General features: G+C 66.1%; 16 protein-coding genes. 3 read left to right on the top strand and 13 right to left on the bottom strand.

Features of this window, described 5'->3' with window-relative positions:
* Window positions 1-53 precede the first annotated feature (53 nt).
* The 3 genes from CXQ91_RS00860 to CXQ91_RS00850 all read left to right on the top strand — a co-directional run bounded on the left by CXQ91_RS00860 (window position 54) and on the right by CXQ91_RS00850 (window position 3,304).
* On the top strand, window positions 54-1,004 hold the full coding sequence (locus tag CXQ91_RS00860; RefSeq protein WP_181038729.1) for a carbohydrate ABC transporter permease: 951 nt from the start codon (window positions 54-56) through the stop codon (window positions 1,002-1,004).
* On the top strand, window positions 1,001-1,855 hold the full coding sequence (locus tag CXQ91_RS00855; protein WP_104172046.1) for a carbohydrate ABC transporter permease: 855 nt from the start codon (window positions 1,001-1,003) through the stop codon (window positions 1,853-1,855). The genes CXQ91_RS00860 and CXQ91_RS00855 overlap by 4 nt, the downstream gene beginning before the upstream one ends.
* 102 nt (window positions 1,856-1,957) lie before the next feature.
* Complete coding sequence (locus CXQ91_RS00850) at window positions 1,958-3,304, top strand: ABC transporter substrate-binding protein (protein ID WP_104172045.1); 1,347 nt, start codon at window positions 1,958-1,960, stop codon at window positions 3,302-3,304.
* 137 nt (window positions 3,305-3,441) lie between these two features.
* Here the strand turns inward: CXQ91_RS00850 and map are convergent, their stop codons facing one another.
* The 13 genes from map to rplF form a co-directional block, all read right to left on the bottom strand.
* A complete protein-coding gene (map, locus tag CXQ91_RS00845; RefSeq protein WP_104172044.1) occupies window positions 3,442-4,269 on the bottom strand; it encodes a type I methionyl aminopeptidase in 828 nt (275 codons plus the stop codon).
* Window positions 4,270-4,306: 37 nt separating this feature from the next.
* A complete protein-coding gene (locus CXQ91_RS00840) occupies window positions 4,307-5,218 on the bottom strand; it encodes an NAD(P)-dependent oxidoreductase (RefSeq protein ID WP_104172043.1) in 912 nt (303 codons plus the stop codon).
* Entirely contained in the window at window positions 5,215-6,996 is a 1,782-nt protein-coding gene (locus CXQ91_RS00835) for a class I adenylate-forming enzyme family protein (protein ID WP_104172042.1), read from the bottom strand. Before CXQ91_RS00835 ends, CXQ91_RS00840 begins: the two co-directional genes overlap by 4 nt.
* Window positions 6,986-8,188 carry a cytochrome P450 gene (locus CXQ91_RS00830; RefSeq protein ID WP_258073774.1) on the bottom strand — a complete coding sequence of 401 codons (1,203 nt, stop codon included), beginning with the start codon at window positions 8,186-8,188 and terminating at the stop codon, window positions 6,986-6,988. The genes CXQ91_RS00835 and CXQ91_RS00830 overlap by 11 nt, the downstream gene beginning before the upstream one ends.
* The gene (locus CXQ91_RS00825) at window positions 8,185-9,024 is read right to left on the bottom strand and encodes a glycosyltransferase family A protein (protein ID WP_258073773.1); all 840 of its coding nucleotides are present in this window, start codon (window positions 9,022-9,024) and stop codon (window positions 8,185-8,187) included. The genes CXQ91_RS00830 and CXQ91_RS00825 overlap by 4 nt, the downstream gene beginning before the upstream one ends.
* Window positions 9,021-10,055 (bottom strand): 3-oxoacyl-ACP synthase III family protein, encoded by a 1,035-nt coding sequence (locus CXQ91_RS00820; protein ID WP_104172041.1) that lies wholly within the window; start codon window positions 10,053-10,055, stop codon window positions 9,021-9,023. The genes CXQ91_RS00825 and CXQ91_RS00820 overlap by 4 nt, the downstream gene beginning before the upstream one ends.
* Window positions 10,056-10,271: 216 nt before the next feature.
* The gene (locus tag CXQ91_RS00815; protein ID WP_181038745.1) at window positions 10,272-10,841 is read right to left on the bottom strand and encodes an adenylate kinase; all 570 of its coding nucleotides are present in this window, start codon (window positions 10,839-10,841) and stop codon (window positions 10,272-10,274) included.
* A gap of 5 nt (window positions 10,842-10,846) precedes the next feature.
* Window positions 10,847-12,157: a preprotein translocase subunit SecY gene (secY, locus tag CXQ91_RS00810; protein ID WP_104172039.1), complete on the bottom strand. Its 1,311-nt coding sequence runs from the start codon at window positions 12,155-12,157 to the stop codon at window positions 10,847-10,849.
* A 189-nt stretch (window positions 12,158-12,346) separates the two neighbouring features.
* The gene (gene rplO, locus CXQ91_RS00805) at window positions 12,347-12,841 is read right to left on the bottom strand and encodes a 50S ribosomal protein L15 (protein ID WP_011692793.1); all 495 of its coding nucleotides are present in this window, start codon (window positions 12,839-12,841) and stop codon (window positions 12,347-12,349) included.
* The gene (rpmD, locus tag CXQ91_RS00800) at window positions 12,842-13,048 is read right to left on the bottom strand and encodes a 50S ribosomal protein L30 (RefSeq protein WP_056626615.1); all 207 of its coding nucleotides are present in this window, start codon (window positions 13,046-13,048) and stop codon (window positions 12,842-12,844) included.
* A gap of 3 nt (window positions 13,049-13,051) precedes the next feature.
* Complete coding sequence (gene rpsE, locus CXQ91_RS00795) at window positions 13,052-13,780, bottom strand: 30S ribosomal protein S5 (protein ID WP_104172038.1); 729 nt, start codon at window positions 13,778-13,780, stop codon at window positions 13,052-13,054.
* The gene (gene rplR / locus CXQ91_RS00790; protein ID WP_104172037.1) at window positions 13,777-14,160 is read right to left on the bottom strand and encodes a 50S ribosomal protein L18; all 384 of its coding nucleotides are present in this window, start codon (window positions 14,158-14,160) and stop codon (window positions 13,777-13,779) included. The genes rpsE and rplR overlap by 4 nt, the downstream gene beginning before the upstream one ends.
* A gap of 2 nt (window positions 14,161-14,162) precedes the next feature.
* Window positions 14,163-14,699: a 50S ribosomal protein L6 gene (gene rplF, locus CXQ91_RS00785; protein ID WP_090575311.1), complete on the bottom strand. Its 537-nt coding sequence runs from the start codon at window positions 14,697-14,699 to the stop codon at window positions 14,163-14,165.
* Between the last annotated feature and the right edge of the window lie 10 nt (window positions 14,700-14,709).

Raw genomic sequence — 14,709 nt, 5'->3', positions numbered from 1 at the left:
ATTCCCACGCCCACTGGCCAGTCATGCGCAGGCCCGGATCCGTTAGAGACCGAATGACACGACAACTGACTGACAGGCCGCCCGCCGTCGCGGAAGCCGGTCCGGCGCTGCGGCGCCGGGCAAGGTGGTCCGGCAGGACGCGCCGGGACTTCTTCGTTTTCCTGGCCCTCGCCCTGCCCAACCTTGTGCTGATCGGGGTGTTCACGTACCTCCCGCTCCTCAACAACGTGTACTACTCCACCCTGGACTGGACGCTGGGATCGGCCTCCGCAACGGTGGTGGGGCTGGACAACTACGTCACCTTCTTCACCAGCGCCGACGCCGCCAAGGTGCTGGGCACCACCGCCGTGTTCACGCTGGTCACCGTGGGCGGCTCCATGGTGCTGGGCCTGCTGATCGCATTGGCCCTGAACTCGAAAGTCCGCGGCACCACCTTTGCGCGGTCCGCCGTCTTCGCCCCGTATGTGCTCAGCGGCGTGGGCGTCGGCCTGGTGTGGCTGTTCATCTTCGATCCCGGCTACGGCGTACTCGCCTGGGTCCTCCGCGGGCTGGGCCAGCAGAGCCCGCAGTGGATCAACGATCCGCAGCTGTCCCTGGTCATGGTGATCATTGTGTACGTCTGGAAGAACCTGGGGTACTGCGCGGTGGTGTACCTGGCCGGGCTGCAGTCGCTCCCGCAGGACGTCATGGAGGCTGCTTCGCTGGACGGTGCCAACGGCTTCCGGCGCTTCCTGAGCATGTCCGTCCCGCTGCTCTCCCCCACCACGTTCTTCCTGCTGATCACCACCATGCTCAGCTCACTGCAGGCGTTCGACCTCATCAGGATCATGACGCCGCTGGGCAACGGCACCAGCACTCTGATTTACGAGGCCTACCTGCAGGCGTTCGGCGCGTACAACCGGGCCGGGTACTCGGCCGCTATCTCGGTGGTGCTCTTCGCCATCCTGCTGATCATCACGGTGCTGCAGCTGCGCTTCGTCGAACGGAAGGTGCACTACTCATGAGCACGCACCGGCCGCTGTCCCGCGCCAATATTGTCCAGACCATAGCCGGCGGTTACGTCCCGCTGATCCTGGCCACGCTGGTGGTGTTCCTGCCGCTTCTCTGGATGATCCTCAGCTCCTTCAAACTGCCCGGCGAGATCATCACCATGGACCTGAGGATCCTGCCGGAGAGCCTGAACCTGGAAAACTACAACATCGCCATGACCACGGTGCCGTTCGCCCGGTTCTTCCTGAACAGCACCATCGTCACCGTGGTTGGCGCAACCGTCAAAGTGCTGCTGGCCATCCTCACCGCCTACGCCCTGGTGTTCGTCCGCTTCCCCTTCAAGAACGCCATCTTCGTCCTCATCCTCGTGGCACTGATGGTCCCGCCGCAGGTGTCCATCCTGCCGAACTACATCCTCATCGCCGGGATGGGCGGAAAGAACACCCTGTGGGGCATCATCCTCCCCGGCCTGGGGACCGCTTTCGGCACCTTCCTGCTGCGCCAGCACTTCCTGACGCTGCCGGCGTCGATCCTCGAATCGGCGGAGATCGACGGCGCCGGCCACTGGCGCCGCCTCTGGCGGATCGTGGTGCCGGTTTCGGTGCCGTCCATCGCCACCGTGGCACTGGTCACCGTGGTGAGCGAATGGAACGACTACATCTGGCCCCTCATCATCACCGACCGGCCCGAGACCATGACCCTTCCCGTGGGCCTGACGCTGCTGCAGAACTCGGAAGGCAACGGTTCGGGCTGGGGCATCCTGATGGCCGGTGCCGTGCTGGTGATCGTTCCGATCCTGGTGGTGTTCGCAGCGCTCCAGCGCTATATCGTGGCCGGCCTTACCCAGGGCAGCGTCACAGGTTAAGGCCCGCGTTTCGGCAACCCCTGCAGGCAGTCTTACCGACCCACCCGTCGTCCAACCCGTACAACGAGTCAGCATGAGCAGGCACCTTTGAGAGGATCCACAATGGTTATGAATCTTGACCGCAGGCATTTCCTGGGACTGGCCGGCGCGGGGGCAGGCGCCGCGGCACTGGCTGCATGCGGCGGTCCCTCCACCGGGGGAACAACGCCCGCGAGCGAAGCCGCCGAGATCGACTTCAGCGGCGTCAAGCCGGCCGCCTCCATCGATTTCTGGACAAACCACCCGGGCAAGTCCCAGGACGTGGAAAAGTCCATCATCGCGAAATTCCACGCCAAGTTCCCGGACATCAAGGTGAACCTGGTGACCGCGGGCGCCAACTATGAGGAAATCGCCCAGAAGTTCCAGACCTCGCAGGCGGCCAAGGAGGCCCTTCCGGGCGTTGTGGTGCTCTCCGATGTCTGGTGGTTCCGCTACTTCTCCAACGGCAACATCATTCCGCTGGACGGCCTGGTCAAGCAGCTGGACATCAAGGTGGACGACTTCCAGAAGTCCCTCGTGGCGGACTACCAGTACGACGACAAGCAGTGGGCCCTCCCCTACGGCCGTTCCACGCCGCTTTTCTACTACAACAAGGACCACTTCAAGGCGGCCGGGCTCCCTGACCGGGCACCGAAGACCTGGCAGGAGTTCGCCGAGTGGGCGCCGAAGCTGAAGGCCAGCTCGGGCGCGCAGTACGCCTACATCTACCCGGCATTGGCCGGCTACGCTGGCTGGACCCTGCAGAACAACCTCTGGGGCTGGGGCGGCAGCTGGTCCAATGAGTGGACCATCAACTGCGACTCGGCTGAATCCGTGGAGGCGCTGCAGTGGGCCCAGGATTCCATCTACAAGGACGGCTGGGCGGGCGTTTCCTCCAAGGAGGCGGCCGACGATTTCGCCGCCGGCATCACCTCGTCCACCATCTCGTCCACGGGCTCCCTGCTCGGCGTGCTGAAGTCGGCAAAGTTCAACGTGGGCGTGGGTTTCCTGCCGGGCGGCCCCAAGGTGGAAAGCGGAGTCTGCCCCACGGGCGGGGCAGGCCTGGGCATCCCCAGCGGTGTGAGCAAGGAAGTGCAGCTCGCTGCGGGCACGTTCCTGAAGTTCATGACCGAGCCGGAAAACACCGCGGAATTCTCGGCGGCCACGGGCTATATGCCCACCCGCACGTCCGCCGATATGACCTCGGTGCTGGCCAAGACGCCGCAGATCAAGACGGCAATGGACCAGCTCGCGGCCACCCGCGTCCAGGACAACGCCAGGGTGTTCCTGCCCGGCGCGGACCAGGAAATGGCCAAGGCCGCCGCGAAGATCCTCACCCAGCAGGGCGATGTTAAAGCCACCATGACCGCCCTGAAGTCCACGTTGGAGGGCATCTACACGAAGGACGTCAAGCCCAAGCTCAAGAGCTGACGCCCGGTCCCGACGCGCTTCCGGTCCCGCGATACGCAAAATCCCTGGCGCACCCGGAATTCCGGGTGCGCCAGGGATTTTCTGCGTCGCAGGGGAATTTGCGCGTCGCCGCGGGTTCGTGGCTACGGGAGCGAAACCTACGGGATCGGGACGGGGACCACGCCCAGCGGCGCAAGCCGCTCCGCACCGCCGTCGGGCGCTGAAAGAACCCAGATGCCGTTCTCGTGGACGGCTACCGAGTGCTCCCACTGGCAGGAGCGCTTGCCGTCGGTGGTCACCACGGTCCAGTCGTCGTCGAGCACGGCAGTTTCGATGCCGCCGCGGACCAGCATGGGCTCGATCGCCAGGCACAGCCCGGGACGGATCTTGGGTCCGCGGTGGTTGGTGCGGTAGTTCAGCACGTCCGGCGCCATGTGCATCTCGGAGCCGATGCCGTGGCCCACGTAGTCCTCCAGGATGCCCAGCGGCTTGCCCCGCACGGAGGCCACGTAGTCGTCCACGGCGCAGCCGATGTCCCCCACGAACTTTCCGGTGGCCAGCGCCGCGATGCCCCGCCACATGGCTTCCTCGGTGACCTCGGACAGCCGGACGTCCTCGGGATCGGGGGTGCCCACAATCACGGTGCGGGCCGAGTCGGAGTGCCAGCCGTCCACGATCGCGCCGCCGTCGATTGAGATGATGTCGCCGTCGTTCAGCACGCGGTTGCCGGGGATGCCGTGGACCACTTCCTCGTTGACGGAGGTGCAGATGGTGGCCGGGAACCCGTGGTAGCCGAGGAAGTTGGACTTGGCGCCTGCCTCGTCCAGGACCGCAGCGAATACGGCGTCCAGCTGCGCCGTGGTGGTGCCGGGGGTGGCAGCCGCTACCGCAGCGTCCAGGGCGCGGCTCAGGACCAGGCCGGCCTCATGCATGGTGCGCATTTGGGCGTTGGTCTTGTATTCGATGCGGGGCTGTCCGAATGCCATGTATACCTCAGTGCTTCGTCTCGCTGGCGGGATGCGTTCATCCCAGGTCTCTGATCCATTGTCCCGCACCTGCGAAGCTGCTCGGGACAGGGTCCACGCCCAGCTCCTCCCGCAGCCGCCGTGTGCAGTAGGTCCGCTGGAAGCCGAGCTGACTCACGGCATACCGCGTGAGCCGCGGCGGCCTGCGTGTCACGCCTGCCACCGCCTCGAGGGCCGCCGCCAGCGTCATCGCCGCGCGCATCGGGATGAAGCCGAGTTCGACGTCGGCCCGGCCAGTAGCGTCCAGCACCTCCCGCAGGACCTGGCCGAGTGCGACCGGCCGGTGGTCGGCCACGTTCACGGGACCGGTCGCGTCCGAGGTGCAGGCGGCGAGCGCTGCCCGGGCAAGATTGCCGATGGACGTCAGCTGGTGCCGGATGTCCGGGCCTCCGACGCTCAGCAGCCGGCCGTGGTTCACGTTGCGGATGAGCCGCGGCAGGAGCGTCCGGTCACCGGGGCCGTAGACGCCGTGCGGCCTGAGGATCAGCGCGTTGCCGTGCCGTGCTGCAGCGGCCTCGGCCAGGGCTTTCGATCTGGAGTAGGCGTTCAGGTACCGTCCCGCCACCACGTCCTCCGGCCGGTCCACGCACGGCTGCCACCACGGGTAGACGCTGGAACTGGAAATGTGGACCAGCCGCGCACCCGGGAAGGTCGCGGCAACGGCCTCTGTTCCCAGCACGTTCACACGGTGGAACAGCGGCGACGGTCCCCAGTCGCCGACATGCGCGCCGGCATGTACGACGGCGTCAACTTCCGGCGGAGAGGACAGGTGCCCTGCGCTGAGGTCCCACACGCTGAGGCCAGGGAGCTGGCGCCGGCCGTAACGGATCACCTCCCAGCCACGTTCCTCGGCGGCCGCGGCAACGGCTCCGCCGACGAAACCGCTGGCACCGGTCACCGCGATCCTCATGGCGTCCCCTCCGGCGGCCGGTCTGCGAACAGGGCCCTCAGGGCAATGCGGTCCGGCTTGCGGTGCCGGCCGGACGCCGGCAGCCGGGGCATGATTTCTATCCGGTCGGGCAGGGCCGATTCGTCGACGAGTCTGGGCAGCTCGCGGCGCAGCATCCGCAGCAGCGTCTCCTGGTTCCGTCCGCGTTGCGGTTCGACGGCGAGCCACACCGCTTCGTCGCCGATGCCGTCCGGGACGCCGACCATCACCGCCTGGCCGACGCCGTCGATGCCGGCAATCACGGGCTCGTACAGGCCCGGGTAGATGTTGGTCTTGCCGCGGATGATCATGTCCTTCTTGCGCCCCAGCAGGACCAGCCTCGCCGCGCTCGAGGAGCCGGCCGGTGCGGCCGGGTCATCGACGGGTCCGGCCGGTCCTGCCGGTCCGTGGTCCAGCCGCACGAGGTCGCCGGTGGCGTGCTCGTCCATGGTGTCCTCGCCGAGGTAGCCCAGGCACATGTTCGGGCCGGAGACGATTAGCTCGTGGTCCTCCGCTACCCGGATGTGCACGCCCGGCAAGGGCTCGCCGAGGTAGTCGCCCTCCCCGGAGCCGTCCGGCGTCCGGAATTCCGCGGTTTCCCCGGAAGCGAACTCCAGTTTCTCGCGCCCGTCGGCGATCGCAATGGGCAGTACTTCGGTCATCCCGTAGATGCAATGGAAGCGCACTCCGGGCAGGAGCAGGGCGGCCCGTTCCAGGAAGGATGCCAGCACGGGCGCGGCACCCAGCATCACCGTTTTCAGGGTGTCCGGCCATACCAGCTGTCCTGTTTCCACGGCGTCAAGGATCGGCGCCAGCTGCGAGGGCACCAGGAACACGTGGGTTGCCGCCTTGTGCCCGGGCGAGGACCCCAGCTCGGCCGCGAACCGCAGCGGATCGATCGCAGCGGACAGACCATACGCGGGCATGGTCCAGTGGGCACCGGCGATCAGCGCCGGCAGGCCCATCATCAGCTGCTCCGAATGGATGCGGTCACCGGCCGCGAACGTGCAGCGCGTGCTCAGCTGGCCAAAGCCGGCCGCCAGGGTCCCGCGGCTGTGCACCACTCCCTTGGGATTCCCGGTGGTGCCGGACGTGAAGATGATGACCGCTTCCTGCCCGGGCGCGGCCTCCATCGCCGGCAGCCCGTCGGGACGGCGGCCGTCGCTGCCGTCCCCGCCGTCGGCATGAGCGCCGTCTGCGTGAGCACCGCCGTCGTACTTGCCTGCGCGACGCGCCGTACGGCGGGACAGCGAACGGACGTTGGTGGACTTCAGCGGGACTCCCGGAAACCACGGGCCGGAGTGGTAGTGCCGGACGTTCATGGCTCCGTAGTCCGGGAGCAGCAGGCCGCGCCGCCGGGCAAGGGGCCGCAGCGGGCCGCGCGCGCTGAGGGCATAGAGCAGCGACTCGGAGGCGGCCCAGCGCGGGGATGCCAGCGCGGTCCTGTTTCGGAAGAGCTCAGGCCCAACCCCCGGATCGATGAACACAATGGCCCCGCCTGCCCGGACGGCGGCCAGCGCGAGCGTGAAAGCCGCCGGACCCGGCCGGACCGAAAACAGCAGGCGCTCCCCCGGGCCGAATCCGTCACGCCGCAGGCCTGCGGCCGTGGATTCGATCCCGTCAGCAAGGTTCCGGTAGCTGATGGTCTTGCCGGGCCTTCCGCTGCGTTTGCCCGGTGCCGTGATGGCCGGATGGTCCGGGTACTCCGATGCGGCGTCGTACACGGCGGCAATGAGGTCATCCGGCAGGTCAGTTGGCACGGGTCAGCTCCAGGGACTTGTAGTGCGGAATGAGCACGTTACGGCTGACGGTCCTGGAGCGGATGGACCACGGGTTCCGGCGGTACTCGTCCAGCAGCGCGGCCAGCGCGCAGTTGATTTCGGCCATCGCCAGCGGCATGCCGATGCAGAAGTGGGCGCCCGCCCCGAACCACAGCTGGCGGGCCGCGGGCGGGACGGGAGTCCCCGGATCGAAGCCGCCCAGGCTCTTTACCGCGTGCACGGTCGACAGCAGAATGCGGTCCCCCGGCCTGATCCTGACACCGCCCAGCCGACCGGCCGCCGTCGCCTCGCGGAGCATCATGGGCGACGGCGCCGTGTACCGCAGGCCCTCATTGACGGCGTCCGGGAGCCCGCTGCGGTCAGCTGCCAGCCCGGGCAGCCGGCCGCCGTCGAACAGCATGGCGGCGAGACGCGGCACGTAGGACACCAGGGTCTCGGTCCCCGCGATCACGAAGGCACTGACGATCCCCACCGCTTCGTCCTCGCTGAGGCCCAGGACGCGGAGGCGGCCGGGAAAGGTGGAGGGGTCGTCGCTGCGGTAGGCGTTGCGCACGGGCCCGGCAAGAATTTCGACGGCGGCCTTCGCCTTCGCGACCTGCGGCGCCGTTAGCCGTGGCCGGCCCAGGCGGACGAGTGAGGTGATGGAGGTGCCCAGGGTGAAGAGTTCGGTGTCCGGCAGGCGGCCGGGCGCATCGTCCGGGACACCCAGCAGCCTACTGATCACTCCCCCGGACAGTTCCTTGACCAGCCCGACGAACTCCACGGAGCCGCCGTTCTCCAGCCCCGCAGCCAGCCGTTCGCGAAAGCGTTCGCCTGCGGGCGCGACGATGGCTTCAACGGCCCGCGGGGTGAACAGTCCGTTGAGGCGGCGCCGCAGCTCCAGGTGCTCTGCCCCGTGCATGTTCAGCAGGACGCGCGGTCCCACCACGGGAGTCCACAGCGCGCCGGAAGCCCGGGTCCCGGACTTCGAGTAGCTGGCGTCCATCAGGACATCGCGGACCAGTGAGGCCTCGCTGACCAGCACGCCGAGGCCCGGCAGCCGGACAACGGGCCGGAGCTTCCCCAGCCCGCGGATCAGCGGGTAGGCCACCGGGTGGGCACCGGTATGCAGTCGCCGCTCCCAGCCGGCCAGGCCTCCCGGGGCTGCGGCCCGTGCCGTATCGGTGCTCACCGGATGTCGACGTGGTCGGGGCGGAACCGGTGGTCCGCATACCAGGCGAGGGTGTTGGGCAGGCCCCAGGCCTGTACTCGGCGGGAGGATCCGAACACCACCACATTGCGCCGGAGGGCATAGGCGCGCGTGAGTTTGCGGACGCTGTTGGATAGCGCCCGGTCCTCGTGCAGGTCCTCGATGCTGGTGCGGGGAAATCCGCCTGACCGCAGATACAGCTCCGCGGTGATGGCCATGTTGCAGCCGGGCAGCATCTGGTAAGGGCCAAGGTAGCCCTCCCCCTTGTTGCCCGGGCGGATGCGGCCAAAGAACGAGGCAACTTCCACGGCCAGCAGCATCAGCCAGCGGCTTGCCCGGCCCAGACCCTCGTCCAGCCGGGGGTTCAGCTGCCCGGCAACCATTTCCAGGCCGTCGTCGAACGCTTCCACGATGCGCAGTGTCCAGTCGGGAGCCGGCAGGCAGTCCGCGTCCGTGCGTGCCAGCCAGCGGGCGCCGTTCAGGGCGCCGAAGCGCATGCCGGTATCGGCAGCGGCTCCGGTCCCCTTTTGCGGCTCGTGGATCAGCCGGACATCCATGGCCGGGTGAATCCGTGCAAAGTCCGAGACGATTGCCGTGGTTGCGTCCGTGGAGCCGTTGTCCACCACCACAAGCGTGAAGTCCTTCAGCACCTGCGCGGCCAGCGCCTGCAGTGATTGGCGGATCAGCTTCTCCTCGTTGAGCGCCGGCATCGCGACACACAGCACCCGCGCCGGCGGCACGCTGCCGGGGGCAGGTTCGCCGCCGGGGGCAGGTTCGCTGCCGGGGGCCGGTTCGCTGCCGGGGGCCGGTGCCGTCACAGCCGCACCACGGCGATGCCCAGGCTCACGCCGCCGGCCAGCCCCACCAGCGCCACCAGGTCGCCGGGGCCGCACCGGCCCAGGTCCTGCGCCACCTTCAGCTGCAGCGGCAGGCTGACCGAGGCCATGTTGCCGAAATCCTCCACGGTCCTGACGAGTTTGTCCTGCGGCACCCCGGCACCGCGGGCAAAGATGTCCCGGTACGGGGCACTCACCTGGTGGACACAGACAACGGCGAAGTCCGTCCAGGTCAGGCCGAGCCGCTCCAGGGTCTCGTCCAGGATGCCCCGGCCCAGATCAAGGAATGCGTCCTTGAGCTTTTCGCCGTCCATGTTGAAGTACGTTGCTTCGGGGTCCCGTGGGGCTACGGAACCGCCGGTGGCGAGCGTTCCCACCGCCCAGTGGCTGCTCTTCGCGGTGAACCCCATTCCCAGCACCCGGGACCCGGCGTCGTCGTCGGGGTCTGCCGGTTCCAGCAGCAGCGCGCACCCGGCGTCGCTCATGGTGTAGCCCGGGAAGGCTGCGGCGAAGGTCTCCTGGTCCGGAACGGCCCACCGCACCGCCCTGGAGGGCGATTCCCCGCTCACCAGAAGGACGCGCCGGTAACGGCCGGTTCCGATCAGGGCATCAGCCACCTCGAGGCCGTTCAGAATGCTGTTGCAGGCGTTCTTGATGTCCATCACAGGGCAGCCCATGCCGAGTTTTGCGGCGACCATGTGGCCGGTGGCCGGTTCCACCATGTCCTGGCTCGCCGAGGCAAAGAGGAGGAGGTCGACGTCGGCGGGCTGGAGTCCGCGGTCCGCCAGCAGTTTAGCGGCGGCGACGGCCGCAAGATCGGACGCCTGCTCCGTCTCGGCCATCACAGACCGTGTCCGGATGCCCGTCAGCCTGCCGATCAGGCCCTTCGGGACCCGAAACCCCGGGCTGGAGGCCGCGAGCTGCCGCTCCAATTGAGCGGTGCCAAGCCGTCCTGGCGGCACGTAGACTTCAAGGCCGGCGATCCTCGCCGCCCCCGGAAGGGTCTGGTTCATGCAGTATCTCCCCACAGACAATGCGTCCGGTGATTCCCGGTTCCGGTCCTGACCAGCTGACGGCCTCCGCCCAGCGCGGCGCCGCCCTCAGTACAGGGGCGCCGCCCCAAAACAAGGCAGGGCGCGTCCCGTACACGATGGTACGGGACGCGCCCTGCCTGGCACTGAAGGCGAGCCGGGTTCCGGCATCTGCCTTGATGCCCGGCTAATCCTGGATCAGGCTGCCTGTGCTGCCTTGATGGCTTCCATCACGCGGTCGGTGACCTCGTCGATAGCGCCGATGCCGTCGACCTGGGTCAGGATGCCGCGTTCGGCGTACTTGGCCACAACGGCTTCGGTCTGCTCGTGGTACAGGTCCAGCCGGTGGCGGATGACGGCTTCATTGTCGTCGCTCCGGCCCGTTTCCTTGGCCCGGCCGAGCAGCCGGTGCACCAGTTCCTCGTCGTCGGCGGTCAGCTGCAGGACAACGTCCAGCTTCTGCTCACCCTTGGCGAGGATCTCATCGAGGTAGTCCACCTGCGCTGTGGTGCGCGGGTATCCGTCCAGGAGGAAGCCGTTTTCGACGTCGTCCTCGTTCAGGCGGTCGCGCACCATCTTGTTGGTAACGCTGTCCGGCACGAAATCGCCGGCATCCATGTACTTCTTGGCCTCGACGCCCAGCGGCGTCTCACCCTTGACGTTGGCGCGGAAGATGTCGCCGGTGGAGATCGCAACGACGCCGAGGCGCTCGGATATCCGATCCGCCTGCGTTCCCTTGCCTGAACCCGGAGGTCCGATAATCAGCATTCTCGTCATCGCAAAAGCCCTTCGTAGTGACGTTGTTGTAGCTGCGCGTCAATCTGCTTGACCGTTTCCAGGCCGACACCCACCATGATCAGGATCGACGTTCCACCGAACGGGAAGTTCTGGTTGGCATTGATCAGGACCAGGGCGACCAGCGGGATCAGTGCCACGAAGCCCAGGTAGAGGGCGCCGGGCAGGGTGATCCTGGATAGGACGTACTGCAGATAGTCCGCCGTCGGCTTACCGGCCCGGATACCCGGGATGAAGCCGCCGTACTTCTTCATGTTGTCGGAAACCTCTTCAGGATTGAAAGTGATTGCGACATAGAAGTAGGTGAAGAAAACAATCATGGCGAAATAGAGCGCCATGTAGATGGGGTGGTCACCGCGGGTGAGGTTGTTGTTGATCCACTCAACCCACGGTGCCATCGGCTCGCCCTGCTTGGGCTGGTTGAACTGGGAGATCAGGCCCGGCAGGTACAGCATCGAGGACGCGAAGATGACGGGCACGACGCCGGCCATGTTCACCTTGATGGGGATGTACGTGCTGGTCCCGCCCACGGTCCGCCGGCCGATCATGCGCTTGGCATACTGCACGGGGATGCGGCGCTGGGACTGCTCCACGAACACCACGAGGGCCACGGTGAGCAGGCCAATCGCCAGCACCATGAAGAAGGTGCCCGGGCCCTGCGAGGTCCAGATGGCGCCGAGGGACGTCGGGAAGCTGGCGGCGATCGAGGTGAAGATGAGCAGCGACATGCCGTTGCCCACACCCTTCTCGGTGACGAGCTCGCCCATCCACATGATCAGGCCGGTGCCGGCCGTCAGCGTGATGATGATGAGGATGGTGGTGATGACGCTCGCATCGGGAATGATGTCCAGCTGGCAGTTGGGCAGCAGCTGGCCGGAACGTGCCAGCGACACCAGCGTCGTGGCGTTCAACAGGCCCAGGGCGATGGTCAGGTAACGCGTGTACTGCGTCAGCTTGGACTGCCCGGATGCGCCCTCTTCATACAGCTGCTGGAACCGGGGAATGACTACCCGGAGCAGCTGCACAATGATGCTGGCCGTGATGTACGGCATGATGCCCAAGGCGAAGATGGACACCTGCAGCAATGCACCGCCGCTGAACAGATTGACGAGCTGGTAGATCCCGCCCGAGGTCTGACCGTTCTGCAAGCATTGCTGGACATTCTGGTAGTTCACACCAGGCGAGGGGATGAAGGCACCCAAGCGGAAGATTGTGATGATTCCCAGCGTGAACAACAACTTGCGTCGCAGATCAGGCGTGCGAAAGGCCCGGCCAAATGCGCTAAGCAAGCGTCCTCCTGATGTGTTTATAAAGTCGTGTGAGATAGGTCAATAAAACCCAACAACCGAGTCTAACGGGTTGATGCGTCCTGCGAACAATCGGTGAGGTTCCAAATGAGAAAAAACTCCCGGTACGCAGGGCCTGGGGCCCCGCGTACCGGGAGTTCTCACAACGGGCAGTTGCCCCGCCGTCCCCGATTAGAGGGCGGTGGTGCTTCCGCCTGCTGCTGCGATCTTTTCTGCGGCGCTGGCCGAGAATGCGTGGACCGTGACGTCAACCTTGACGGTGATGTCGCCGGTGCCCAGCACCTTGACGGGCTGGTTCTTGCGAACGGCACCCTTTTCGACCAGGTTCTCCACGGTGACTGCGCCACCTTCCGGGAACAGCTCGTTGAGCTTGTCCAGGTTTACGACCTGGTACTCAACCCGGAACGGGTTCTTGAAGCCGCGCAGCTTCGGCAGGCGCATGTGCAGCGGCAGCTGGCCGCCGGCAAAGCCAGCCTTGATCTGGTAACGGGCCTTCGTACCCTTGGTACCGCGACCAGCGGTCTTACCCTTGGAACCTTCACCACGACCAACACGGGTCTTGGCGGTTTTGGCACCCGGGGCGGGACGCAGGTGGTGAACCTTCAGTGCGTTCTGCTTCTCAGCAGCGGCGCCCTGTGCCTTTTCGGCGGTGTTCTTCTCTGCCATTTACTTCGCCTCCTCTACCTTTACCAGGTGCGGAACCGTGTTGAGCATTCCAACGGTCACGGCATCGGCGGTGCGGACAACGGTGTGTCCGATCCGCTTCAGGCCGAGGGACCGAAGGGTGTCGCGCTGGTTCTGCTTGCCGCCAATGGCGGACTTGATCTGAGTGATCTCCAACTGAGCGTCGGAGGGAATCAGGTTCTTAGCCATGACTCAGACACCTGCCTTCTGGTTCAGGAGAGCCTTCACCATTGCCGGCGGAGCGACCTCGTCGAGCGGGAGGCCGCGGCGTGCTGCCACTGCTGCCGGCTCTTCGAGGCGCTTCAGGGCATCAACGGTCGCGTGAACGATGTTGATGGCGTTGGAGGAACCGAGCGACTTGGAGAGGATGTCGTGGATGCCCACGCACTCCAGTACTGCACGGACCGGACCGCCGGCGATAACACCGGTACCGGCGGAGGCCGGACGCAGCATAACGACGCCTGCGGCGGCTTCACCCTGAACGCGGTGCGGGATGGTGCTGCCGATGCGGGGAACGCGGAAGAAGGACTTCTTGGCTTCTTCAACGCCCTTCGCGATTGCGGCAGGAACTTCCTTAGCCTTGCCGTAGCCAACGCCGACCATACCGTTGCCGTCGCCGACAACGACGAGGGCGGTGAAGCTGAAGCGACGACCACCCTTGACGACCTTGGAAACGCGGTTGATGGTTACAACGCGCTCTACGAACTGGCTCTTTTCGGCTTCGCGGCCGCCGTCGCGGCCACCACGGCCACCACGGTCGCCACGGCCCTGGCCACGGTCTCCACGCTCGCCACGACGAGCGCCACCACGGCGGTCGTCGGCAGCAGCGGGAGCAGCGGTCTCAGTGGCCGGAGCAGCTACGGCTTCAGTCGCCTTCTGATCTGCAGACACAGTGTCCTTTTCCTTGTTTGCTTCCGTCACAGTGACAGCCCACCTTCACGTGCGCCGTCAGCGACGGCGGCGATCCGGCCGTGGTACTTGTTACCACCGCGGTCGAAGACAACAGCTTCGACACCGGCAGCCTTGGCACGCTCGGCGACCAGTTCGCCAACGCGCTTGGCCTTGGCGGTCTTGTCACCATCGAATGCACGAAGGTCGGCTTCCAGTGTGGAGGCGCTTGCCACGGTCAGGCCCTTGGTGTCATCGACAACCTGGACAAAGATGTGGCGTGCGGAGCGGTTGACGACCAGACGCGGGCGTACAGCCGTACCGGAGATGCGCTTGCGGATACGAAGCTGGCGGCGGCTGCGCTGGGCAGACTTGCTCTTGTTCGTACGCTTCTTGTTAATTGCGATCGCCATGGTTACTTACCAGCCTTTCCGACCTTGCGGCGGATGACTTCGCCTGCGTAACGGATGCCCTTGCCCTTGTAGGGGTCCGGCTTCCGCAGCTTGCGAATGTTGGCAGCAACCTCGCCGACCTGCTGCTTGGAGATACCTGAAACAGAGAGCTTGGTCGGGGTCTCAACTGCAAAGGTGATGCCGTTCGGTGCCGAGACGTTGACCGGGTGGCTGTAGCCCAGAGCGAACTCCAGGTCAGAACCCTTGGCCTGGACGCGGTAACCAGTACCGACAATCTCAAGCTTCTTCTCGTAGCCTGCGGTGACACCCTGGATCATGTTGGCGATCAGGGTGCGGGTCAGGCCGTGCAGCGAACGTGAGGCGCGCTCGTCGTTCGGGCGGGCGACAGTCAGGGTGCCTTCTTCCAGGGAAACCTCAATCGGGCTGGCCACAGTGTGGCTCAGCTCGCCTTTGGAACCCTTGACGCTGACGACAGAGCCGTCAACCTTGACCTCAACGCCGGCAGGAACGGTGATGGGGAGACGTCCAATACGTGACATTATTCTCTTC

It is taken from the genome of Arthrobacter sp. Y81 (genome assembly GCF_002929335.1).
Lineage (GTDB): Bacteria > Actinomycetota > Actinomycetes > Actinomycetales > Micrococcaceae > Arthrobacter.
This window is presented reverse-complemented; position numbering and strand designations above follow the sequence as displayed.

What these genes read in the sequence shown, in the direction of transcription:
- rplO (WP_011692793.1), bottom strand. Translation starts at nt 12,841, where the DNA reads ATGGCAGAGAAGAACACCGCCGAAAAGGCACAGGGCGCCGCTGCTGAG.
- rplF (WP_090575311.1), bottom strand. Translation starts at nt 14,699, where the DNA reads ATGTCACGTATTGGACGTCTCCCCATCACCGTTCCTGCCGGCGTTGAG.
- CXQ91_RS00850 (WP_104172045.1), top strand. Translation starts at nt 1,958, where the DNA reads ATGGTTATGAATCTTGACCGCAGGCATTTCCTGGGACTGGCCGGCGCG.
- rpmD (WP_056626615.1), bottom strand. Translation starts at nt 13,048, where the DNA reads ATGGCTAAGAACCTGATTCCCTCCGACGCTCAGTTGGAGATCACTCAG.
- CXQ91_RS00860 (WP_181038729.1), top strand. Translation starts at nt 54, where the DNA reads ATGACACGACAACTGACTGACAGGCCGCCCGCCGTCGCGGAAGCCGGT.
- CXQ91_RS00820 (WP_104172041.1), bottom strand. Translation starts at nt 10,055, where the DNA reads ATGAACCAGACCCTTCCGGGGGCGGCGAGGATCGCCGGCCTTGAAGTC.
- CXQ91_RS00840 (WP_104172043.1), bottom strand. Translation starts at nt 5,218, where the DNA reads ATGAGGATCGCGGTGACCGGTGCCAGCGGTTTCGTCGGCGGAGCCGTT.
- CXQ91_RS00815 (WP_181038745.1), bottom strand. Translation starts at nt 10,841, where the DNA reads ATGCTGATTATCGGACCTCCGGGTTCAGGCAAGGGAACGCAGGCGGAT.
- rplR (WP_104172037.1), bottom strand. Translation starts at nt 14,160, where the DNA reads ATGGCGATCGCAATTAACAAGAAGCGTACGAACAAGAGCAAGTCTGCC.
- map (WP_104172044.1), bottom strand. Translation starts at nt 4,269, where the DNA reads ATGGCATTCGGACAGCCCCGCATCGAATACAAGACCAACGCCCAAATG.
- CXQ91_RS00855 (WP_104172046.1), top strand. Translation starts at nt 1,001, where the DNA reads ATGAGCACGCACCGGCCGCTGTCCCGCGCCAATATTGTCCAGACCATA.